Raw genomic sequence first — 18,234 nt, forward strand, 5'->3', positions numbered from 1 at the left:
GCCACAGGAGGCCCGAATGAGCGACGATTTCAACATGTCCATGCGCAAGTTCCTCAAGCAGGTGGGCGTCACCTCGCAGCAGGCCATCGAGGAGGCCATGCGCGGCAGCGACACGGCCGGGAAGAGTTTTGCCGTGAAAGCCGTGATCACCATCGAAGAGCTCGGTCTGACCCATGAGGTCACGGGCGAGATCAAGGGACAGGAGTAAACCCTTGCCAGCCAGCAGAGAGGCGGTTCAGGCCGTCCTGAAGAGCGTCGCCGATCCGGTTGCGGGCGGCGACATCATGTCGAGCGGCGTCGTGCGCGCGCTGAATGTGGACGAGGCGGGCGCGGTGCGTTTCGTCATGGAGATCCCGCCCAGCCAGAGCGCCGCCTACACCAAGATCAAGGATCAGGCCGAGAACGCGCTCAAGGCCACCGAGGGTGTCTCGGCGGTCTCGATCGTGCTGACCGGCCACACCGAGAAGGCGCCGCCCGATCTGAAGATGCGCAAGGCCGAGCCGCAAGGCCCGCAGCGCATCCCGGGGGTAAACCACATCATCGCGATTGCCTCGGGCAAGGGCGGGGTCGGCAAGTCCACCGTCTCGTCCAACATCGCCTGCGCGCTCGCGCAGCAGGGGCGGCGCGTGGGTCTGCTGGATGCCGATGTCTACGGGCCGAGCCAGCCGCGCATGCTCGGTGTCTCGGGCCGTCCTGCCTCGCCCGATGGCAAGACCATCCTGCCGCTGCGCAACCACGGCGTCACCATGATGTCGATCGGCCTGATGACCAACGAGGATCAGGCGGTGGTCTGGCGCGGCCCGATGCTGATGGGCGCGCTGCAGCAGATGATGATGCAGGTGCAATGGGGGGCGCTCGACGTGCTGATCGTCGATCTGCCGCCGGGCACCGGCGACGTGCAGATGACGCTGAGCCAGAAGGCGCATGTGGACGGGGCCATCGTGGTCAGCACGCCGCAGGACGTGGCGCTGCTCGATGCGCGCAAGGGTATCGACATGTTCAAGCAGCTGAACGTGCCGATCCTCGGCATGGTGGAGAACATGAGCACCCACGTCTGCTCGAACTGCGGCCATGAAGAGCATGTCTTCGGCCATGGCGGCGTCGCCGCCGAGGCGGCGAAGCTCGGCGTGCCGCTGCTCGCCGAGGTGCCGCTCGACCTGCAGATCCGCCTCGCCTCGGACGGCGGTGCGCCGATCGTGGTGAGCCAGCCCGACAGCGCGCAGGCACAGGCGTTCCACGCCATCGCCTCGGCGCTGGTGGCGCAGGGGGTGGCATGAGCACCACCGACGCGCTTGCCTTCCCGCCCCTTCTGTGGGGCGAGGAGGTGACCACCGATGCCTTTGACCACGCCTGCCAGCGCGCTCTTCTGGGCTGCGATGCCGGGCTGGTCGCCTACCGGATCACGGCGGACGTGCTGCAGGGGGCGCTGGTCTTCGCCCCCGAGGTGCCGCTCAAGCAGGCCTTGTCGATGCTGCCGCTCTGCGGCGTCGGTTTCCAGAACGCGCTTGGCGTCATGGCGCCGCCCGAGGTCTCGGTGCACTTGGACTGGGACGGCGGCATCCGGATCAACGGCGCCGCCTGCGGGCGGTTCCGCTGCATGGCCTCGACGAGTGATCCCGCCCAGGTGCCGGACTGGCTGGTCATCGGCTTCACCCTGCCGCTGATCCCCGAGAGCGACCGTCCCGGCGACACCCCCGACCAGACCTCGCTCTTCGCCGAGGGCTGCGCCGAGGTGCAGCCGCCCGCGTTGCTGGAAGCCTGGGCGCGTCACACGCTGAACTGGGTCAACCGCTGGGAGGACGAGGGCAGCCGCGCGCTGCACACCGACTGGCGCGCACTGGCGCAGGACATGGGCGAGGAGGTCACGCAGAACGGGCTTTCCGGCACCTTCCTCGGCGTCGACGAGGACTTCGGCATGTTGCTGCGCGACGGCGAGACCACCCATCTCATTCCGCTCACCACCCTGCTTGACCCCGCCCCTTGAAGGAATTTGCATGAAGCTTGCCCGCGCCATCCATTTCGACGAAAGCGACACCCGCGTCTTCGCCTCGCCCGCCCGCACCGGGGAATGGTGCATCTCGGGCGGCTTCGAGTTCTCCAACTGGACCGAGGGCGATCTTACCGGCAAGGCGCGGCAGGCCTTTGCCAACGGATGGCTGGGGCTCGAGACCTTCGGCCGGGTGACCTTTGTCGCGGTGACCAATGCCGAGCCCGCCGAGATGCAGGCGCTGACCGACCTTTTGGCCGAGCACTTTGTGACCTATTACGGCGCGCCTTCGGTCGAGGCCGCGCGCCCGGTCGCCGCCGAAGAGCTGGCGCAGATGGTCGAGCTCTGCGACGACCACCCGGCCAACACCCTGCTCACCGTCGCCCGCGAGCTGACCGAGGCCGGGGTGCGCGAGAGCTACCGGGTGATCGAGGCCAGCGACGCCGGGCTCGAGCAGTTCGCCATCCACGGCTCGCTCGACGACCCGCACGGCCACCACCACTGAGGCGCGCCCAGATCCGGCCCCCAAATCGGGCCCGACGATCCAGACTGACCGGGGGCGAGGGCCGTGCTAGGCTCGCTCCGACATGAAAGCGAAGTCCCGCCCGATGATCTCCGTCCGCCTGCGCCTGCTGATCCTTGCGCTTGCGCCGCTCGTCCTGCTGATGCCGCTCCTGCTGCTGCTCGGCATGACCCGCTGGACCGAGGATTACGACAAGGTGCTGGCGGCCAACGTGCAGAGCGACCTGCGCATCGCCGAGCAATATCTCTCGCAGCTCATGGCGCGCACCGGCGAAGAGCTGTCGGGGGTGTCGGGCTCCGTCGCCTTTGCCGAAGCCTTTGCAGACGGCGTGCCGGACCGCCAGTTCTTGCTCAACAAACGCTCTGAACTGCAACTGGATTTCCTCTACTACCTGCCAGCCTCCGAGGTGCCCAAGGCCGCCGCCGACTGGCCGGTGATCGCCGCCGCGGGGCAGGGCACGACCCGGACCGCCATCGACATCTTCCCGGAAGAGGCGCTCGCGGCGCTGCCGCGCGACCTCGCGGCTCGGGCGCGTATCGATCTGATCAAGACACAGGCCGCCGTGCCCACCGAGCGCAGGGTCGAAGACCGCGGCATGGTGGTTCATGCAGCCAGCCCGGTCTCGCTGCCGGGGCGCGAGGGCGTGCTGGTCGGGGGCATCCTGCTCAACAGCAACCTCGGCTTCATCGATGCGATCAATGCACTGGTCTATCTCAACCCGGTCACCGGCGGCGCGCGGCAGGGCACCGCGACGCTCTTCCTCGACGACGTGCGCATCTCGACCAACGTCCGGCTGTTCGAGGACGTGCGGGCGCTCGGCACGCGGGTCTCGGCGTCGGTTCGGCAGGCGGTGCTGGGCGAGGGGCGGACCTGGCTCGACCGCGCCTTCGTGGTCAATGACTGGTACATCTCGGGGTATCTGCCGCTCACCGACAGTTTCGGCAAGCGGGTTGGCATGCTTTACGTCGGCTTCCTCGAGGCGCCTTTCGCCGAGGCCAAGCGCGCCGCCTACCTGTGGATGATGGCGGCCTTCGCGGCGGTGCTGGCGCTTTCCGCGCCGGTGTTCCTGTGGATGGCGAAGGGCATCTTCGCCCCGCTCGAGCGGATGACCCACACGATGCGGCGGGTGGGGCGGGGCAACCTCTCGGCACGCATCGGCCCGGTGGGACTGGACGAGATCGGCCAGGTGGCGGCGCATCTCGACGGGCTTCTCGACCAGGTGCAGGATCGGGACCTGAAACTGCGGGCCTGGGCGGAGGAGCTGGAGGACCGGGTCGATCAGCGCACAGCCGAACTGCGCGAGGCAAATTCCAAGCTCGAAGACACCTACCGCCAGCTCGTGATGAGCGAGAAACTCGCCTCGATCGGCGAAATCACTGCAGGGGTTGCGCATGAGATCAACAACCCGATGGCGGTGATCCAGGGCAACGTCGAGGTGATCCGCATGGAACTGGGCGAGGCCGCCGCGCAAGTCGAGACCGAGCTGTCGCTCATCGACCGGCAGATCATGCGGATGGAGGCCATCGTCGGAAAACTGCTGAAATTCGCCCGCCCTGCCGAGTTCTCTGACTGCGGCGAGACCGTCGATCTGGCGCCTCTGGTCGAGGATTCCCTGCTGCTGGTCGAGCACGCGCTGAGCAAGGGCGCGATCACGGTCGAGACCGAACTGCCCGCCCTGCGGCAGGTGACCATCGACGCGGGCGAGATGCAGCAGGTGGTGATCAACCTCATCCTCAACGCGGCGCAGGCGATGGGCGGGACAGGGCGTCTTTCGCTTTTGCTCTCCGAAGAGGCGCGGGACGGCCTGCCGGGCGTGGCGCTGGTGGTGCGCGATACCGGGCCTGGCATCCCGCCAGAGAACCTGCCGTCGCTCTTCGATCCCTTCTTCACCACCCGCCGCGGCGAAGGCACCGGGCTGGGCCTGTCGATCTCGCAAAGCATCGTGCAGCGGGCGGGCGGGTTGATCACCGCCGCCAATGCGCCGGACGGCGGGGCGGTCTTCACCGTCTGGCTGCCAGAGGCGGGCTGAGAGCGGGTCGCGCGCGCCGCCCCGCTACGCCGCCGTGACCCGCACCGCCGAGAACTTGAACTCGGGGATCTTGCCATAGGGGTCGATCGCCGGGTTGGTGAGGATGTTCGCCGCCGCCTCGACATAGGCGAAGGGCAGGAACACCATGTCGGGCGCCACCGCGCGGTCTGCACGGGCCATGACCTCGATCTCGCCGCGCCGTGTCTGCAGCCTGACCATGCCGCCGGGCTCGACGCCCAGCTTGCGCAGGGTCGAGGGGTGCAGCGAGCAGTTGGCGCCGGGCTCCACCGCGTCGAGCACCTTCGAACGGCGCGTCATCGAGCCGGTGTGCCAATGCTCGAGCTGCCGCCCCGTGGTCAGGATCATCGGGTAATCGGCGTCGGGCGTCTCGTCCGGCGGGATCACCGAGGCGGGGGTGAACCGCGCCCGGCCGCCTTCGCGCGGGAAGCCGTCGCCAAACACGATGGGCTGACCGGGATCCTCGGGCGAGAGCGACGGATAGGTCACCGCGTCCTCGCGCTCCAGCCGCTCCCATGTGATATTGTCGAGCGAGGGCATGCCGCGCGCCATCTCGGCGAAGACCTCGCGCGGGTGGCTGTAGGTCCAGCCTAGCCCCAGCCGCTGCGCCAGCTCGACCGTGATCGCCCAGTCCTCGCGGGCGTCGCCCGGGGGCGTGGCCCCGGCGCGGCCCATCTGCACCTGCCGGTTGGTGTTGGTCACGGTACCGGTCTTTTCGTAGAAGGCGGCGGCGGGCAGGATCACGTCGGCGTAATTGGCGGTCTCGGTCAGGAAGATGTCCTGCACCACGAGGTGCTCGAGCTTGGCCAGCGCGGCGCGGGCATGGGTCACATCCGGGTCCGACATGGCCGGGTTCTCGCCGAGGATGTACATGCCGCGGATCGCGCCATCATGTACCGCGTCCATGATCTCGGTGACCGTGAGGCCCTTCTGGCCGCTGAAGTCCTCCGAGCCCCAGATCTCGGTGAAGGCCGAGCGCACGCCGTCGTCGGTCACGTCCTGGTAGTCGGGCAGGAACATCGGGATGAGTCCCGCATCGGACGCCCCCTGCACGTTGTTCTGGCCGCGCAGCGGGTGCAGCCCGGCGCCCGGCTTGCCGACGTTGCCGGTCATCAGCGCGAGAGAGATCAGGCAGCGCGAATTGTCGGTGCCGTGGATGTGCTGGCTGACCCCCATGCCCCAGAAGATCATCCCCGCCTTGCCCTTGGCGAAGGTGCGGGCGACATCGCGCACCGTGGCGGCGTCGATGCCGGTCAGATCCTCGAGCGTCTCGGGGCCGAAACCGGCGAGGTGCTGCTTCTCGTGCTCCCAGTTCTCGGTGAAGCGGTCGATATAGGCCTGATCGTAAAGCCCTTCCTCGACGATCACCGACATGATCGAGTTGAGCAGGGGCACGTCGGCGCCGGGGCGGAACTGCACCATGTGGCTGGCGAAGCGCTTCAGCGCCTGGCCGCGCGGGTCCATGACGATGAGCTTGCCGCCACGCTTGGCGAACTGCTTGAAGAAGGTCGCGGCGACCGGGTGGTTCTCGATCGGGTTGGCGCCGATGACGATGGCGACATCAGCGTTCTCGATCTCGTTGAAGGTGGCCGAGACCGCCCCCGAGCCGACGTTCTCCATCAGCGCCGAGACCGAGGACGCATGGCAAAGACGCGTGCAATGGTCGACGTTGTTGTGGCCAAAGCCCTGCCGGATCAGCTTCTGAAAGAGATAGGCCTCTTCGTTGGTGCATTTGGCCGAGCCGAAACCGGCCACCGTCTCGCCGCCCTGGTCGCGCAGCTTCGCCAGACCGCTGGCCGCGACCTCCATCGCCTCGTCCCACGACGCCTCGCGGAAATGGGTGAAGGGGTTGGCAGGATCGACGTTCAGCCCCTTCTCGGCGCCTTCCAGGCGGATCAGCGGCTTGGTCAGCCGGTGCGGGTGGTGGATGTAATCGAAGCCGAAGCGGCCCTTAACGCAAAGCCGACCCTCGTTGGCAGGGCCGTTGATCCCCTCGACGTATTTGACCTTGCCGTCCTTCAGCTTCAGCGAGACTTGGCAGCCGACGCCGCAGAAGGGGCAGACCGATTGCACCGCCTCATCGAAGTCGCGGCTGTCGCCGTGCTGGGCCGCGTCCACCACGGTGGCGGGCATCAGCGCGCCGGTGGGGCAGGCCTGCACGCATTCACCGCAGGCGACGCAGGTGCTTTCGCCCATGGGGTCGTCCATGTCGAAGACGGGGAAAGCGTCATGCCCCCGGTCCGCCATGCCGATCACGTCGTTCACCTGCACCTCGCGGCAGGCGCGGACGCAGAGGTTGCACTGGATGCAGGCATCCAGATTGACCTTCATTGCCACGTGGCTGTCATCGAGCAGCGGGATGCGGGCCTCTTCGAGCCTGGGGAAACGGCTGTCGGAAACCCCGGTCAGGTCGGCCATGTCCCACAGGTGCGAGCCGCGGTCGTGTGCCTGCGCGCGTTCGGGCTGGTCTGCCAGAAGCAGCTCCATCACAAGCTCGCGCGATTTCTTCGCGCGGGCGCTGTCGGTGGTCACCTTCATGCCCTCGGCGGGCGCGCGGCAGCACGAGGCCGCCAACGTGCGCTCGCCGTCGATCTCGACCATGCAGGCGCGGCAGTTGCCGTCGGGCCGGTAGCCCGGCGCCTCCTTGTGGCACAGGTGCGGGATGGTGGTGCCGAGCCGCTTGGCGACCTGCCAGATGGTCTCTCCTGGGAGGGCGGTGACCTCCTGCCCGTCGAGGATGAAGGAGGTCTGGGGAAGGTTCGATCCGTCAGCCATGGTGTGCAGCTCCGGGGGTCAAAGTCTTGGGAGAGGCGCAAGGAAATGTGCGGCGAAATTGGTCCCGGGCCGCGTCCGACTGAGCGGAGGACGGCTGCGGCCCGGGAAAATGCGCGCGGGCAGGGGGACGGGAGGGGGCCGCGCGCATCATTTCACCTCCTCGGGGAAGTGCTTCATCACCAATCGGATCGGGTTCGGGGCCGCCTGGCCCAGGCCGCAGATCGAGGCGTCGGTCATCACCTGGCAGAGGTCCTCGAGCAGCTCCCCGTCCCAGCTTTCGGCCTGCATCAATTTCACCGCCTTCTCGCAGCCGACACGGCAGGGCGTGCATTGGCCGCAGCTCTCTTTTTCGAAGAACTTCAGCATGTTGAGAGCCGCACCGCGGGCGCTGTCCTGATCCGACAGCACCACCACGGCGGCGGAGCCGATGAAGGTGCCATGCGGCTGCAACGTGTCGAAATCGAGCGGCACGTCGCCCAGCGAGGCCGGCAGCAAGCCCGAGGATGGCCCCCCCGGCTGATAGGCCTTGAACACATGACTCTCGGCCATGCCGCCCGCGGCCTCGATAAGATCATTGATCGTGCTGCCGGCAGGCAGCACGTAGACGCCCGGATTGGCGACACGGCCGGAGAGCGAGTAGCTGCGCATCCCCTTGCGATCGTTGTGCGCGACCTCGGACTTGATCGCGTGCCCCTCGCGGGCGATGCGGCCGATCCAATGCAGGGTCTCGACATTGTGCACCAGCGTCGGGCGGTCGAAGATGCCCACCTGCGCCACGAAGGGCGGGCGCAGCCGCGGCATGCCGCGCTTGCCCTCGATGGATTCGATCATCGCCGATTCTTCGCCGCAGATGTAGGCGCCCGCGCCGCGGCGCAGATCGATGTAGCCGGGCTGCACGATCCCCGCGGCCTCGAGCGCGGCAATCTCCTTGTGCAGGATGTGAAGGATCGCCGGATACTCGTCGCGCATGTAGATGAAGCAGGTCTCGGCCTCGACTGCCCATGCGGCGATCAGCATGCCTTCGAGCATCATGTGCGGCGTGCGTTCGAGATAGAAGCGGTCCTTGAAGGTGCCGGGCTCGCCCTCGTCGCCGTTCACCGCAAGGTAGCGCGGACCGGGGTTGGCGCGCACGAAGCCCCACTTCTTGCCCGAGGAGAACCCCGCGCCGCCCATGCCGCGCAGACCGGCGGCGAAGATCTCCTCCTGCACCTTCTCCCAGTCGCCGCTTTCGCGCAGGGTCAGCAGCCGGTCATAGCCACCGCCCGCCCGATAGGTCTCGAAGTCCTCGTAGGCGGGGATCACCGGCTCGAAATCGCCCTTGTCGATCGCCGAGCGAATTTTCTGAGGCGTGGCGTGATCGACGTGCAGATGGCCGATCTCGACCGTCGGGCCGGTGTCGCAGCGGCCCATGCAGGGCGCGCGCAGCACGCGGACCTTCGCGGGGTCATGCCCGGCGCAGAGCGCGTCAAAGAGGGCCTCCGACCCCGCCATCTCGCACGACAGCGAGTCGCAGACGCGAATGGTCAGGTCGGGCGGCGGGGTCTCGCCTTCCTTTACCGGGTCGAAATGGGCGTAGAAGGTGGCGACCTCCCAGACCTCGGCCATCGACAGCCGCATCTCCTCGGCCAACGCGCGCAGGTGTGCCGCAGAGAGGTGGCGGTAGCGGTCCTGGATCAGGTGCAGGAATTCGATCAGCAGATCGCGCCGGCGCGGGCGGTCGCCGAGCAGCGCCTTCACCTCGTCCCATGCGCGGTCGTCGAGCTGTCGGCCCTTCGGCGTGGCGCGTCCCTTGCCGCCCTTGCGGCCGGATTTCCAGATCCCCTGCTGCTGATCCAGCGCCATCGAATGCCTCCCTGTCGTTGCGGTGGGTATCCGTTCTTGGGGCATAGGGTCATTGCCGGTCAATATCGCTGTGCCGTCAATTGATAGGCATTCTCTATCAAAGGCGGCAGCAGACGGATGGACAGCGCCGGGCCGTCTGCTATTGAGAGCGCATGACTTGGGATCAGGAACTTGATGCGCGCGGGCTGCTTTGCCCGCTTCCGGTGCTCAAGGCGCGCAAGCGCCTGCAGGGCATGGGATCGGGAGAGGTGCTGCGGGTGGTCGCGACCGACCCGGCGGCGGTGATCGACGTGCCGCATTTCTGCAACGAGGCCGGCCATGCGCTGGTAGGTCAGGCGGACGAGGGCGCGGCGCAGGTCTACCTGATCCGCAAGGGCTGAGGTCCGGCTTCGGCCTGCCTCAGACCAGCCCGAAGGACGCGTAGGGGATGTAGCGCACCGGCGTACCCGGCGTGACCTCGAGCGCTCCGTCCGGCAGCTCCACCAGCCCGTCCGCCCACGAGAGCCCGCTGATCCGCCCCGAGCCTTCTGAGCTGAAGACCTCCGCCGCGCCGTCTTCGTTCAGCCGTGCCCGCAGGTATTCGCGCCGGCCCGGCTTCTTGCGCTTTTGAAAGGCGGCGGGGACGGTGAACCCCTGCGGCTCGGTCCAGCCCGCGCCGGAAAGAAGCGACAGGGCGGGGCGCGCGAAGATCAGCGCGCAAACCAGCGCCGCCACCGGGTTGCCCGGCAGACCGAAGACCGGCACGCCCTCCCACATCGCCAGCGCCAGCGGACGCCCGGGTTTCAGCGCGATGCGCCAGCTCGACAGGGTGCCGCGGGCGCGCAGCAGCGCCGAGACGTGGTCCTCGTCGCCCGCCGAGGCGCCGCCCGACGTCAGGATCACATCCGCCTCGCGCGCGCCTTCGTGCAGGCGCTCCGCGATGTCCTCGGCGTCGTCGCCGACGTGGCCGAGGTCGACCGGCTCGTAGTGCCAGCCCTGCGCCAGCGACAGCAGCATGGGACGGTTGGCGTCCCAGATCTGATGCGGCGCGGCGGGCAGGTCGGGCGAGGCAATGATCTCGTCGCCGGTCGACAGCACGCCCACCCGCAGCGGACGGTGCACCGGCAGCTCGGCGATGCCGAGCGCCGAGGCCAGCGCCAGGTCGGGCGCGCGCAGGCGGCGGCCCTTGCGCAGGGCAAGATCACCGGCAGCCATGTCTTCGCCGGCCTTGCGGGTGTTGGCGCGCGGCTTGAGTGGCCCGTCGAAGACCACAGTTGTGCCATCGGTGTTGGTATCTTCCTCGAGCACGACCGTATCGACCCCCTCGGGCAGGATCGCCCCGGTGAGGATGCGCACCGCATCGCCCGACGGCACGGCGTCAGCATAGGGCTGCCCGGCGGCCGCGCGGCCCGCCACCAGCGGCAGGCGCTGCACGCCGCTGCCGGTTGCGGCATGGGCAAAGCCGTAGCCATCCACCGCGGAGTTCGGCATCGGAGGGTTCGAGCGTTTGGCCGCCACATTCGCCGCCAGCACGCGGCCCGCTGCGCGGGCCGTGGCAATCGTCGTGGTGCCGGTCACCGGGCTGAGCGCGGCGCGCAGCTTGGCGAGCGCCTCGTCGACGGGCACCCAGCTCACGCCCTGCGGCATGGCGAAACAATCGTCGCGCAGGCGCGGCGGAAGGAGGGGGCTGTCGGGATCGGAGGGCATGGGGGCCTCGCTGGGTTGGGGAAAGGCGCGATGCGCGGCCCGGATCAGGGTCTCCTCGTGGCCGAGTCCGAGGATCCAGCCTTCCACCGCATCGCCCTCGCGGGTCATCGCGTCAAGCTGCTGTGGGTCGAGCGCGCGCAGCGCCCCGGCAAGGATGCGCACCTGCGCGCGGTCCTTGATCTCGTCCGGCTCGGCCAGCGCGGCCACGGTCTTCGCGATCAGCGAGGGAAAGAGCTCGACCAGCGTGATCGGCGTGTCGTGCTGCTCGAAGGGGCGGACCGAGAGATCGGCGCCGAAGCGCGCGCGCAGGGCCTGCAGGCGGGGGATCCCGAGCAGCGCCTGCGAGCCGACCGAGCCGGTGGTGTAGAGCTTCCACACCGTCTGCGCGCCGGGGGTGGCGTCGCACGTGCGCCGTTCAGGCATCCCGTGGCCGTCCCGGCGCGTGCCCTTGCTCGGCAGGCGCGGGTCGTCAAAGGTCTCGGGGCAGCCCCAGAACGGGCCGATCCCGGGGAAGAGATCGTTCAGCTCGGCGGCGACTTGAAAGCGGTTGTTGGCATTGTCCGGCGCATCCTCGATGCGCGCCGCCAGCGCCTCCCAGAGCCGCAGCGGACCCGGCGTACCGGTGAGCGCCTCGGCAAAGCCCTTCGGATAGGCGAAGGGGAAGTCGAACCCCGCCAGCACCCGCCGCCCGGCATCGCGCTCGGTCTCAAAGAGGGTAGCGAGGGTGTCGGTCGCGTCCGCGCGGGTCCGGTGGTAGCTGGCCTCGACGCCGCCTTCGCGGGCGATGCCGATCCAGATCGCATCCTTCGACGGCTTGGCGGGCGAGGGTTTCGAGGCCCCCGACCAGTCCACGACGACGAAGGTGTCGAAGCTCACAAGCCCACCTCGCGCAGGATGAAATCGGTGATGGCGGCGGTGTCGTCGAGGTCAAAGCGGGGCAGGGCGGTCTCCACCACGCTGTCGGCGGCCACGGCGCGGATGCTGGCGTTGGCGGGCGAGAGCAGCGGTTTGCCGGTTTCGGCCCGGTGCGCCTCGATCTTCGGGTGCGGCGCGGACTTGTAGCCCTCGATCAGCACCAGATCGACCGGGCTCAGCCTGGTCAGCAGCTCCTCCAGCGGTGGCTCGGGCGCATCGCGCAGCTCCTGCATTAGCGCCCAGCGATGCGGCGAGGCGAGCAGCACCTCGTGCGCGCCGGCCTGCCGGTGCCTGTAGCTGTCGCGGCCGGGCTGATCGACATCGGTGCTGTGATGCGCGTGCTTGAGCGTCGAGACCGACAGACCCCGGGCGCAGACCTCCGCCACCAGCCGCTCCATCAGCCCGGTCTTGCCGCAGTTCTTGCTGCCCGTGACGCCGTAGATCCTCACGACGCCAGCGCCTCGGCCCGCGCCAGATCTTCGGGCGTGTTGACGTTGAAGAAGGGATCGAAGGGCTCGGCGGGGAAGAGCGCCTCGCCCGCGCCGTGCTGGTCGGTCCAGAGCACGACCTTGCGCAGACCACCCTCGAGCGCGGCGCGCAGGTCGTCTCGCAGCGACACCGGCCAGAGGCCGAACGTGGGGTGCCGGTTGATCTTCTTGCCGCCGCCGGACTTCAGCGCTTCGTCCCCGGAGCGCGGTGTGCAGGCCAGCGCCAGCAGGTGCGGCGCCTCCTCGGCGGCGAGCAGCAGGCGCGGCACCAGATCGCAGGGAAAGAAGGGCGTGTCGGCGGCCACCGTCACGATGCTGTCGGCCCCCTGCTCGGCGGCCCAGTCGAGACCCGCCAGCACGCCCGCCAGCGGGCCGGGGAAGCCGGCGATCGTATCGGGCAACACCGGCAGGCGATAGCGGGCAAAGCGCGCGGCCTCGCCGTTGGCATTGAGCGCCAGCCCGCCCACTTGCGGCTCGATCCGGTCGATCACGCGTTGCAGGAGGGGCGCGCCGCCGATCTCCAGCAGCCCCTTGTCGCCGCCGCCCATGCGCGTGGCGAGGCCGCCTGCGAGGATCACCCCAAGCGGCTGTTGCAGCAGGCGGCTCATTCTGCGGCCTCATCGGCGGATTTGCGACGGGACTTGCGGTCTTCCTCGGGCACCGAGGCAGGATCCACATCGCGCAGAAGCCGCTCTTCGCCCGACAGGCACACGAAGCGCTGCCCGCGCATCCGGCCGATCAGCGTCAGCCCCACCTGCCGGGCGATCTCGACGCCCCAGGCGGTGAAGCCGGAGCGCGAGGCCAGCACGGGAATGCCCATCAGCGCGGTCTTGATCACCATCTCCGAGGTCAGCCGCCCGGTGGTGTAGAGGATCTTGTCCTCGGACCCCAGCCCGTGTTGAAACATGAAGCCCGAGATCTTGTCGACGGCGTTGTGCCGCCCGACATCTTCCATGTAGACCAAAGGCTTGTCCCGCTCGCAAAGCACGGTGCCATGGATCGCCCCGGCCTCGAGATAGAGCGAGGGGGTGGTGTTGATCTCTTTCGCTAAGGCATAGAGCCAAGAGGTGCGGACCTCGGCTTGCGGCAGGGTCAGCCCCTCGAGCCCCTCCATCATGTCGCCGAAGACGGTGCCGACGGCGCAGCCCGAGGTGCGGGTCTTCTTCTGCACCTTTTCCTCGTAGGAGGTCTCGCGAAGGGTGCGCACGACGACGGTCTCGATCTCGTCGTCGTAATCGACGCCGGTCACCACGTCATCGGCGCGCAGCATCCCCTGATTGCGCAGGAACCCCAGCGCCAGATACTCGGGATAGTCGCCGATGGTCATCGCCGTGACGATTTCCTGGCGGTTGAGATAGATGGTGAGCGGGCGCTCCTCGACCACCGAGATCTCGGTCTCGGCACCGGTCTGGTCGGTGCCCGAGATGCGCCGGGTGAGGCGCGGGTCGGCGGGGTTCGGGAGCAGGGGAATTTCGGGCATGCGGGTGATCTTGCGCCTCCTCTGGCCTGCACGTCGGGCATCTTGTAACCTGCGACGCGGAGTTTCAAGGGGACGAGCATGCTTGGGTACGTAACGGGTCTGGGCCGCGGCGAGGTCGATGTGCTGATGTGCGAGGTGGCGCGCCGCCTGCGCGCCGAGGGCGTGCCGCTCGCCGGCGCTGTGCAGCACAACATCGAGACCGGGCCGACCAGCAAGTGCCACATGGACCTGCAGGTCCTGAGCGGCACGGACGTCGTGCGCATCAGCCAGGACCTCGGGGCGCTGTCGCGCGGGTGTCGGCTCGATCCGCAGGGGCTCGAGCGGGTCGTCGGGCTGGTGAGCGCCGGGCTGCAGAAGGGCGCGGCGTTGCTGCTGGTCAACAAGTTCGGCAAGCAGGAGGTCGACGGCCGCGGCTTCCGTCCGGTGATCGGCGAGGCGCTGTCGGCGGGCGTGCCGGTGCTGGTGGCGGTGAACGCCGGCAACCTGGATGCCTTCCTCGCCTTCGCAGAGGATCTGGCCGAGCCGCTTGCTCCGGATGTCGATGCGGTGACCGACTGGTGCCGCGCGCGGATCCGCGAGGCGCAGGCGGCCTAAAGCCTCAGAGCCAGATCGTCGCGCAGCGGTTGCCGCTCTCGGCGATGATCTTGGCACCCGCGCTGAGCGCGATCTGCAGCATGGCGCGGTTGTCGTGGGAGAAACTGGCCTCTACGGTCTCGATCCCCATCTCCCGCGCATGGCCGAGCGCGGCGGAAAAGAGCTGCCGCCCGTAGCCGCACCCCTGATAGGCATCCTCGACCGAGAGCGCGATCTCGGCATGGGTCTTGGCGACGCGGTAAATCTCGAGCACGGCGCGGGTGTCGCCGTCGGCTTCCAGTCCCAGAACCAGATCAGGACGGCAGGACTCGGCGCGGCGCTTCAGCCACTCGTCGCCGACGCGGCTGTGAAAGCGGCTGCGGATCGCCGCGGCGCTGAGGCGCTTCCAATGGCCATAGAGCAGCGCCGCCGCCCGATGGACGGAGCCTTCGGTCGTTACGGTTCTCAGCACTGCCTCTGCGGTCGCCATGGGTCATCCTTTCTGCACCGGCGGTGAGATAGAGATGGGCGGCCTGTCGGACCACCGACAATTCGGAGATCCCGCCATGCACCCGGGTCATAACAACGACGTGATCAGTTCGTGGCGGCGCTCATTACAGAAAGCCGTGGTGCGGAGGCGCGCCGCAGACTTCCTGATCCTGATGTTTCCACCCGGGGGCGCGGCTCGAGCGGCGCGGGACATGGTGCCAAGCTCAAATCAGGTCCTGCGCGTGCTCAGCCTTTTGTCGCGGCGCGGTACCACTGGACGATCTCGCGGCGCGCCGCCGGGTCCATCTGGATGGCGTTGGGCGGTGGCATGGCGTGGCTGGCGCCGGCCTGCAGGAAGATCAGCCGCGCGTGGCGGGCGACGTCGGATTCGGTCTCGAGCACCACGCCCTTGGGCGGGTGGTGCAGCCCGTCCCACGAGGGCTCGCGCGCATGGCACATCGAGCAATTGCCGATCACCGCGTGATAGGCGTCCTCGAAGCCCGCCGCCCCCGCGAAACGCTGCTCGGCGGCGGTGAGCGGCCGGGCCTCGGCCTCCTCGTAGGTATCCAGCATCGGCGCGGTGGAGAGCCAGGCGATGGCGATGAAGAGCAGCGCGGTCACCGCCCAGGTCCAGTAGGGCGCCTTCTTGCGCGCGTGCATCGTGTTGAAGAAATGCCGGATCGTCACGCCCATGAGGAAGACCAGGCAGGGAATGATCCAGGCGTTCTCGGTGGCGAAGGCCAGCGGGTAGTGGTTCGACAGCATCAAAAAGACGACCGGCAGCGTCAGGTAGTTGTTGTGCGTCGAGCGCAGCTTGGCGATCTTGCCGTACTTGGGATCGGGGGTGCGGCCGTTCTTCAGGTCGTCCACCACGATGCGCTGGTTCGGCATGATGATGAAGAAGACGTTGGCGGTCATGATCGTCGCGGTGAAGGCGCCGAGGTGCAAGAGCGCGGCGCGGCCGGTGAACACCTGGGTGTAGCCCCAGGACATCACCACCAGCATCCCGAAGAGCAGCACCATCAGCAGCGTCGGCGTCTCGCCGAGCTTGGACTTGCAGAGCCGGTCGTAGACCAGCCAGCCGAGGGTCAGCGACAGCGCCGAGATCACGATGCCCTGGAAGAGCGAGATGTCGGCCTTGGTAGGATCGATCAGGAAAAGCTCGCCGCCGGCCCAGTAGACGATCATCAAGAGCGCCGCGCCCGAGAGCCAGGTGGCATAGCTCTCCCATTTGAACCAGGTCAGGTGGTCGGGCATGGTCTCGGGCGCCACGAGGTACTTCTGCACGTGGTAGAACCCGCCGCCATGGACCTGCCATTCCTCGCCATGCGCGCCGACCGGCAGGTGCGGCGCCTTGCGCAGGCCGAGGTCGAGCGCGATGAAATAAAAGGACGAGCCGATCCAGGCGATCGCGGTGATCACGTGCAGCCAACGCACGGCAAAGCCGAGCCAATCCCAGAGGATCGCGAGATCATACATGCCGGTCTCTCCCTGATGCAGTTTGTTGCGGCACTCTAGGCCGCGAGCAATTATTCTGCTATCTCCAGCAACATCCAAGCAGTTTCAAGTTTTGCCGAAGAATGTCCTATCTCGACAATATCCGCACCTTCGTCCGTGTCTACGAGTTGGGCAGCATGTCCGCCGCAGGCCGCGACCTGCGAATCTCACCGGCGGGGACCTGCGGGCCGAGAACCGGGAAAAACTGCCCGGAAATCTAGCCTTACCCGAGGTGCGGCAGGCCGCTTGCGGCGCGGTGGCCGTGGCGGCGCTGGCCAGCGAAATTTCTCCTCGCTAAGACTGGCGCAGAAGCTTCGGTCGCAAACACGCCCCGCGGCGCAGCGATGCTGCGCGGGAGGGGCCTTGGCGAGACGACCCACGCAAGACCAACACGAGGTACCCCATGACGTTCGCTTTCGATCCCGACAGGCTGACCCTGCCGAACCAGCACTTCATCGGCGGAGACTATGTCTCGGGTGAGGACGCGCTGGAGCTGCGCTCGCCCTCGACGGGCAAGCTGCTCGGGGCCATCCCCTGCGCCGACGCGGCGCTGGTCGATCGCGCGGTGAGGACGGCGCGCAAGGCGCTCGAGAGCTCGGGCTGGGCCGGGCTGCAGCCGCGCGCCCGGCTGCGCGCCCTCTACGCCTGGGCCGAGCTGATCGAACGCGAGGCCGAGACGCTGGCCAAGCTCGAGGCGATCTGTTCGTCGCGCCCCTATGCCGCGGCGCTGGCCGGGGACGTGATGGTCACCGCCGAGCAGATCAAGTTCTTTGCTGAGTTCGCCGACAAGGAGGCGGGCACGCTGGTGCCCACGGCCGACAGCCAGTTCGGCTTCATCTCGGATCATCCTTATGGCGTGATCGGTGCGATCACCCCGTGGAACTTCCCGATTTCGATGGCCGCCTGGAAGCTCGGTCCGGCGCTCTCGGCGGGCAATGCGGTTGTGCTGAAGCCCTCGGAGATGACCCCCTACACCACGCTCTATCTCGCCGAGTTGGCGGTGAAGGCGGGGATCCCGACGGGGCTGATCAACGTGGTGCTGGGCGACGGGCCGACCACCGGCGCGGCGATCACCGGTCATCCGGGCATCGACAAGGTCTCGTTCACCGGCTCGACCCGCGCCGGGGCCGCGATCATGGAGAATATCGCGCGCTGCGGTATCAAGCCGATGACGCTGGAGCTGGGCGGCAAGAGCCCGATGGTGGTTTTCGCCGACGCCGATCTTGACGTGACCGCCGACGCGCTGGTCACCGGGATCATCCCCAACGCCGGGCAGTTCTGCGTTGCCGGCTCGCGGATGATCGTCGAGGCCAGCGTCGCCGATGAGCTGGCGGCCAAGCTCTCGGAGAGGTTTGCCAAGATCACCCCGTCGGAGACCCACAGCGCCGAGGCCGGTTTCTCGCCGATCATTTCGGAAAAGCAGCTGCAGCGCATCGACAGCCTCGTGCAGGCGGCGACCGATCAGGGCGGCGAGCTCATCTGCGGCGGTGGGCGTTTCGAGCATGCGGGGTCCTTCTACCGTCCGACGCTGATCGGCGGCGTGGACGAAACCAACCCGGCTGTCCGCGAGGAAATCTTCGGCCCCGTGGCCACCTTCCAGACCTTCGAGACCGAGGAGCAGGCGATGCAGCTTGCCAGCCATCCGACCTACGGGTTGGCGGCGGGGCTCTTCACCCGCGACCTGTCGCGCGCGCTGCGCCTGACACGCGATCTCGAGGCGGGCACGGTCTGGGTGAACCGCTACGGCCGCACCCGCGACCATATTCTGCCGACCGGCGGTTGGAAGGCGAGCGGCCTCGGCAAGGATCTGGGCCGCGAGGCCTATCTCGCCAACCGCCGCACGAAAACGGTGCTGATCGACCTCTGAGAGGCCTCATTCCGACGAAACGGAGACCGCCGGTCCCTCGCGGGGCCGGCGTTTTTCTGGCCGGC

At 68.1% G+C, this 18,234-nt stretch carries 16 protein-coding genes and 1 pseudogene; 9 read left to right on the plus strand and 8 right to left on the minus strand.

The genetic code is table 11. From position 1 onward, the window contains the following. Positions 1-16: 16 nt before the first annotated feature. The 5 genes from CEW88_RS21100 (at position 17) to CEW88_RS21120 (ending at position 4,539) form a co-directional block, all read left to right on the plus strand. Positions 17-208, plus strand: coding sequence for a DUF6494 family protein (locus CEW88_RS21100; protein ID WP_108970325.1), 192 nt, complete (start codon positions 17-19; stop codon positions 206-208). Between the two features lie 4 nt (positions 209-212). Further along, a complete protein-coding gene (locus CEW88_RS21105) occupies positions 213-1,277 on the plus strand; it encodes an Mrp/NBP35 family ATP-binding protein (RefSeq protein ID WP_108970326.1) in 1,065 nt (354 codons plus the stop codon). After that, on the plus strand, positions 1,274-1,984 hold the full coding sequence (locus CEW88_RS21110) for a biotin/lipoate--protein ligase family protein (RefSeq protein WP_108970327.1): 711 nt from the start codon (positions 1,274-1,276) through the stop codon (positions 1,982-1,984). Before CEW88_RS21105 ends, CEW88_RS21110 begins: the two co-directional genes overlap by 4 nt. Before the next feature lie 10 nt (positions 1,985-1,994). Continuing rightward, the gene (locus CEW88_RS21115; protein WP_108970328.1) at positions 1,995-2,492 is read left to right on the plus strand and encodes a DUF6505 family protein; all 498 of its coding nucleotides are present in this window, start codon (positions 1,995-1,997) and stop codon (positions 2,490-2,492) included. 103 nt (positions 2,493-2,595) lie between these two features. Next, positions 2,596-4,539, plus strand: a complete 1,944-nt coding sequence (locus CEW88_RS21120; RefSeq protein ID WP_108970329.1) for a sensor histidine kinase — start codon at positions 2,596-2,598, stop codon at positions 4,537-4,539. A 24-nt stretch (positions 4,540-4,563) separates the two neighbouring features. Here the strand turns inward: CEW88_RS21120 and fdhF are convergent, their stop codons facing one another. Beyond that, positions 4,564-7,332, minus strand: a complete 2,769-nt coding sequence (fdhF, locus tag CEW88_RS21125; RefSeq protein WP_108970330.1) for a formate dehydrogenase subunit alpha — start codon at positions 7,330-7,332, stop codon at positions 4,564-4,566. Positions 7,333-7,479: 147 nt separating this feature from the next. Continuing rightward, positions 7,480-9,174: an NAD(P)H-dependent oxidoreductase subunit E gene (locus CEW88_RS21130; RefSeq protein ID WP_108970331.1), complete on the minus strand. Its 1,695-nt coding sequence runs from the start codon at positions 9,172-9,174 to the stop codon at positions 7,480-7,482. Between the two features lie 152 nt (positions 9,175-9,326). Here CEW88_RS21130 and CEW88_RS21135 point away from each other — a divergent pair, with 152 nt between their 5' ends. Next, positions 9,327-9,554, plus strand: coding sequence for a sulfurtransferase TusA family protein (locus CEW88_RS21135; protein ID WP_108970332.1), 228 nt, complete (start codon positions 9,327-9,329; stop codon positions 9,552-9,554). Positions 9,555-9,573: 19 nt separating this feature from the next. Here CEW88_RS21135 and CEW88_RS21140 read toward each other — a convergent pair whose 3' ends face one another. From CEW88_RS21140 to CEW88_RS21155, 4 genes are read right to left on the minus strand one after another with little or no spacing between them, the layout of a single operon-like run. Next, positions 9,574-11,736, minus strand: a complete 2,163-nt coding sequence (locus CEW88_RS21140; RefSeq protein ID WP_108970333.1) for a molybdopterin-binding protein — start codon at positions 11,734-11,736, stop codon at positions 9,574-9,576. Beyond that, positions 11,733-12,224 (minus strand): molybdopterin-guanine dinucleotide biosynthesis protein B, encoded by a 492-nt coding sequence (gene mobB / locus CEW88_RS21145; protein WP_108970334.1) that lies wholly within the window; start codon positions 12,222-12,224, stop codon positions 11,733-11,735. The genes CEW88_RS21140 and mobB overlap by 4 nt, the downstream gene beginning before the upstream one ends. Beyond that, complete coding sequence (gene mobA, locus CEW88_RS21150; RefSeq protein ID WP_108970335.1) at positions 12,221-12,871, minus strand: molybdenum cofactor guanylyltransferase MobA; 651 nt, start codon at positions 12,869-12,871, stop codon at positions 12,221-12,223. Before mobA ends, mobB begins: the two co-directional genes overlap by 4 nt. Continuing rightward, positions 12,868-13,743, minus strand: a complete 876-nt coding sequence (locus tag CEW88_RS21155) for a formate dehydrogenase accessory sulfurtransferase FdhD (protein ID WP_108970336.1) — start codon at positions 13,741-13,743, stop codon at positions 12,868-12,870. The genes mobA and CEW88_RS21155 overlap by 4 nt, the downstream gene beginning before the upstream one ends. Positions 13,744-13,821: 78 nt before the next feature. Here CEW88_RS21155 and CEW88_RS21160 point away from each other — a divergent pair, with 78 nt between their 5' ends. After that, complete coding sequence (locus tag CEW88_RS21160; protein ID WP_108970337.1) at positions 13,822-14,337, plus strand: DUF2478 domain-containing protein; 516 nt, start codon at positions 13,822-13,824, stop codon at positions 14,335-14,337. Between the two features lie 4 nt (positions 14,338-14,341). Here CEW88_RS21160 and CEW88_RS21165 read toward each other — a convergent pair whose 3' ends face one another. Continuing rightward, positions 14,342-14,806 carry a GNAT family N-acetyltransferase gene (locus tag CEW88_RS21165; RefSeq protein ID WP_108970338.1) on the minus strand — a complete coding sequence of 155 codons (465 nt, stop codon included), beginning with the start codon at positions 14,804-14,806 and terminating at the stop codon, positions 14,342-14,344. A 245-nt stretch (positions 14,807-15,051) separates the two neighbouring features. After that, the gene (locus tag CEW88_RS21170) at positions 15,052-16,284 is read right to left on the minus strand and encodes a urate hydroxylase PuuD (protein WP_108970339.1); all 1,233 of its coding nucleotides are present in this window, start codon (positions 16,282-16,284) and stop codon (positions 15,052-15,054) included. 101 nt (positions 16,285-16,385) lie between these two features. Between CEW88_RS21170 and CEW88_RS25045 the strand changes: the two are divergent. After that, positions 16,386-16,484, plus strand: a pseudogene (locus CEW88_RS25045) (helix-turn-helix domain-containing protein); the annotation flags it as partial. Between the two features lie 221 nt (positions 16,485-16,705). Continuing rightward, the gene (locus tag CEW88_RS21180; RefSeq protein ID WP_108970340.1) at positions 16,706-18,169 is read left to right on the plus strand and encodes an aldehyde dehydrogenase family protein; all 1,464 of its coding nucleotides are present in this window, start codon (positions 16,706-16,708) and stop codon (positions 18,167-18,169) included. Positions 18,170-18,234 lie beyond the last annotated feature (65 nt).

This window comes from Alloyangia pacifica (assembly GCF_003111685.1).
GTDB classification, from domain to species: Bacteria; Pseudomonadota; Alphaproteobacteria; order Rhodobacterales; family Rhodobacteraceae; genus Salipiger; species Salipiger pacificus_A.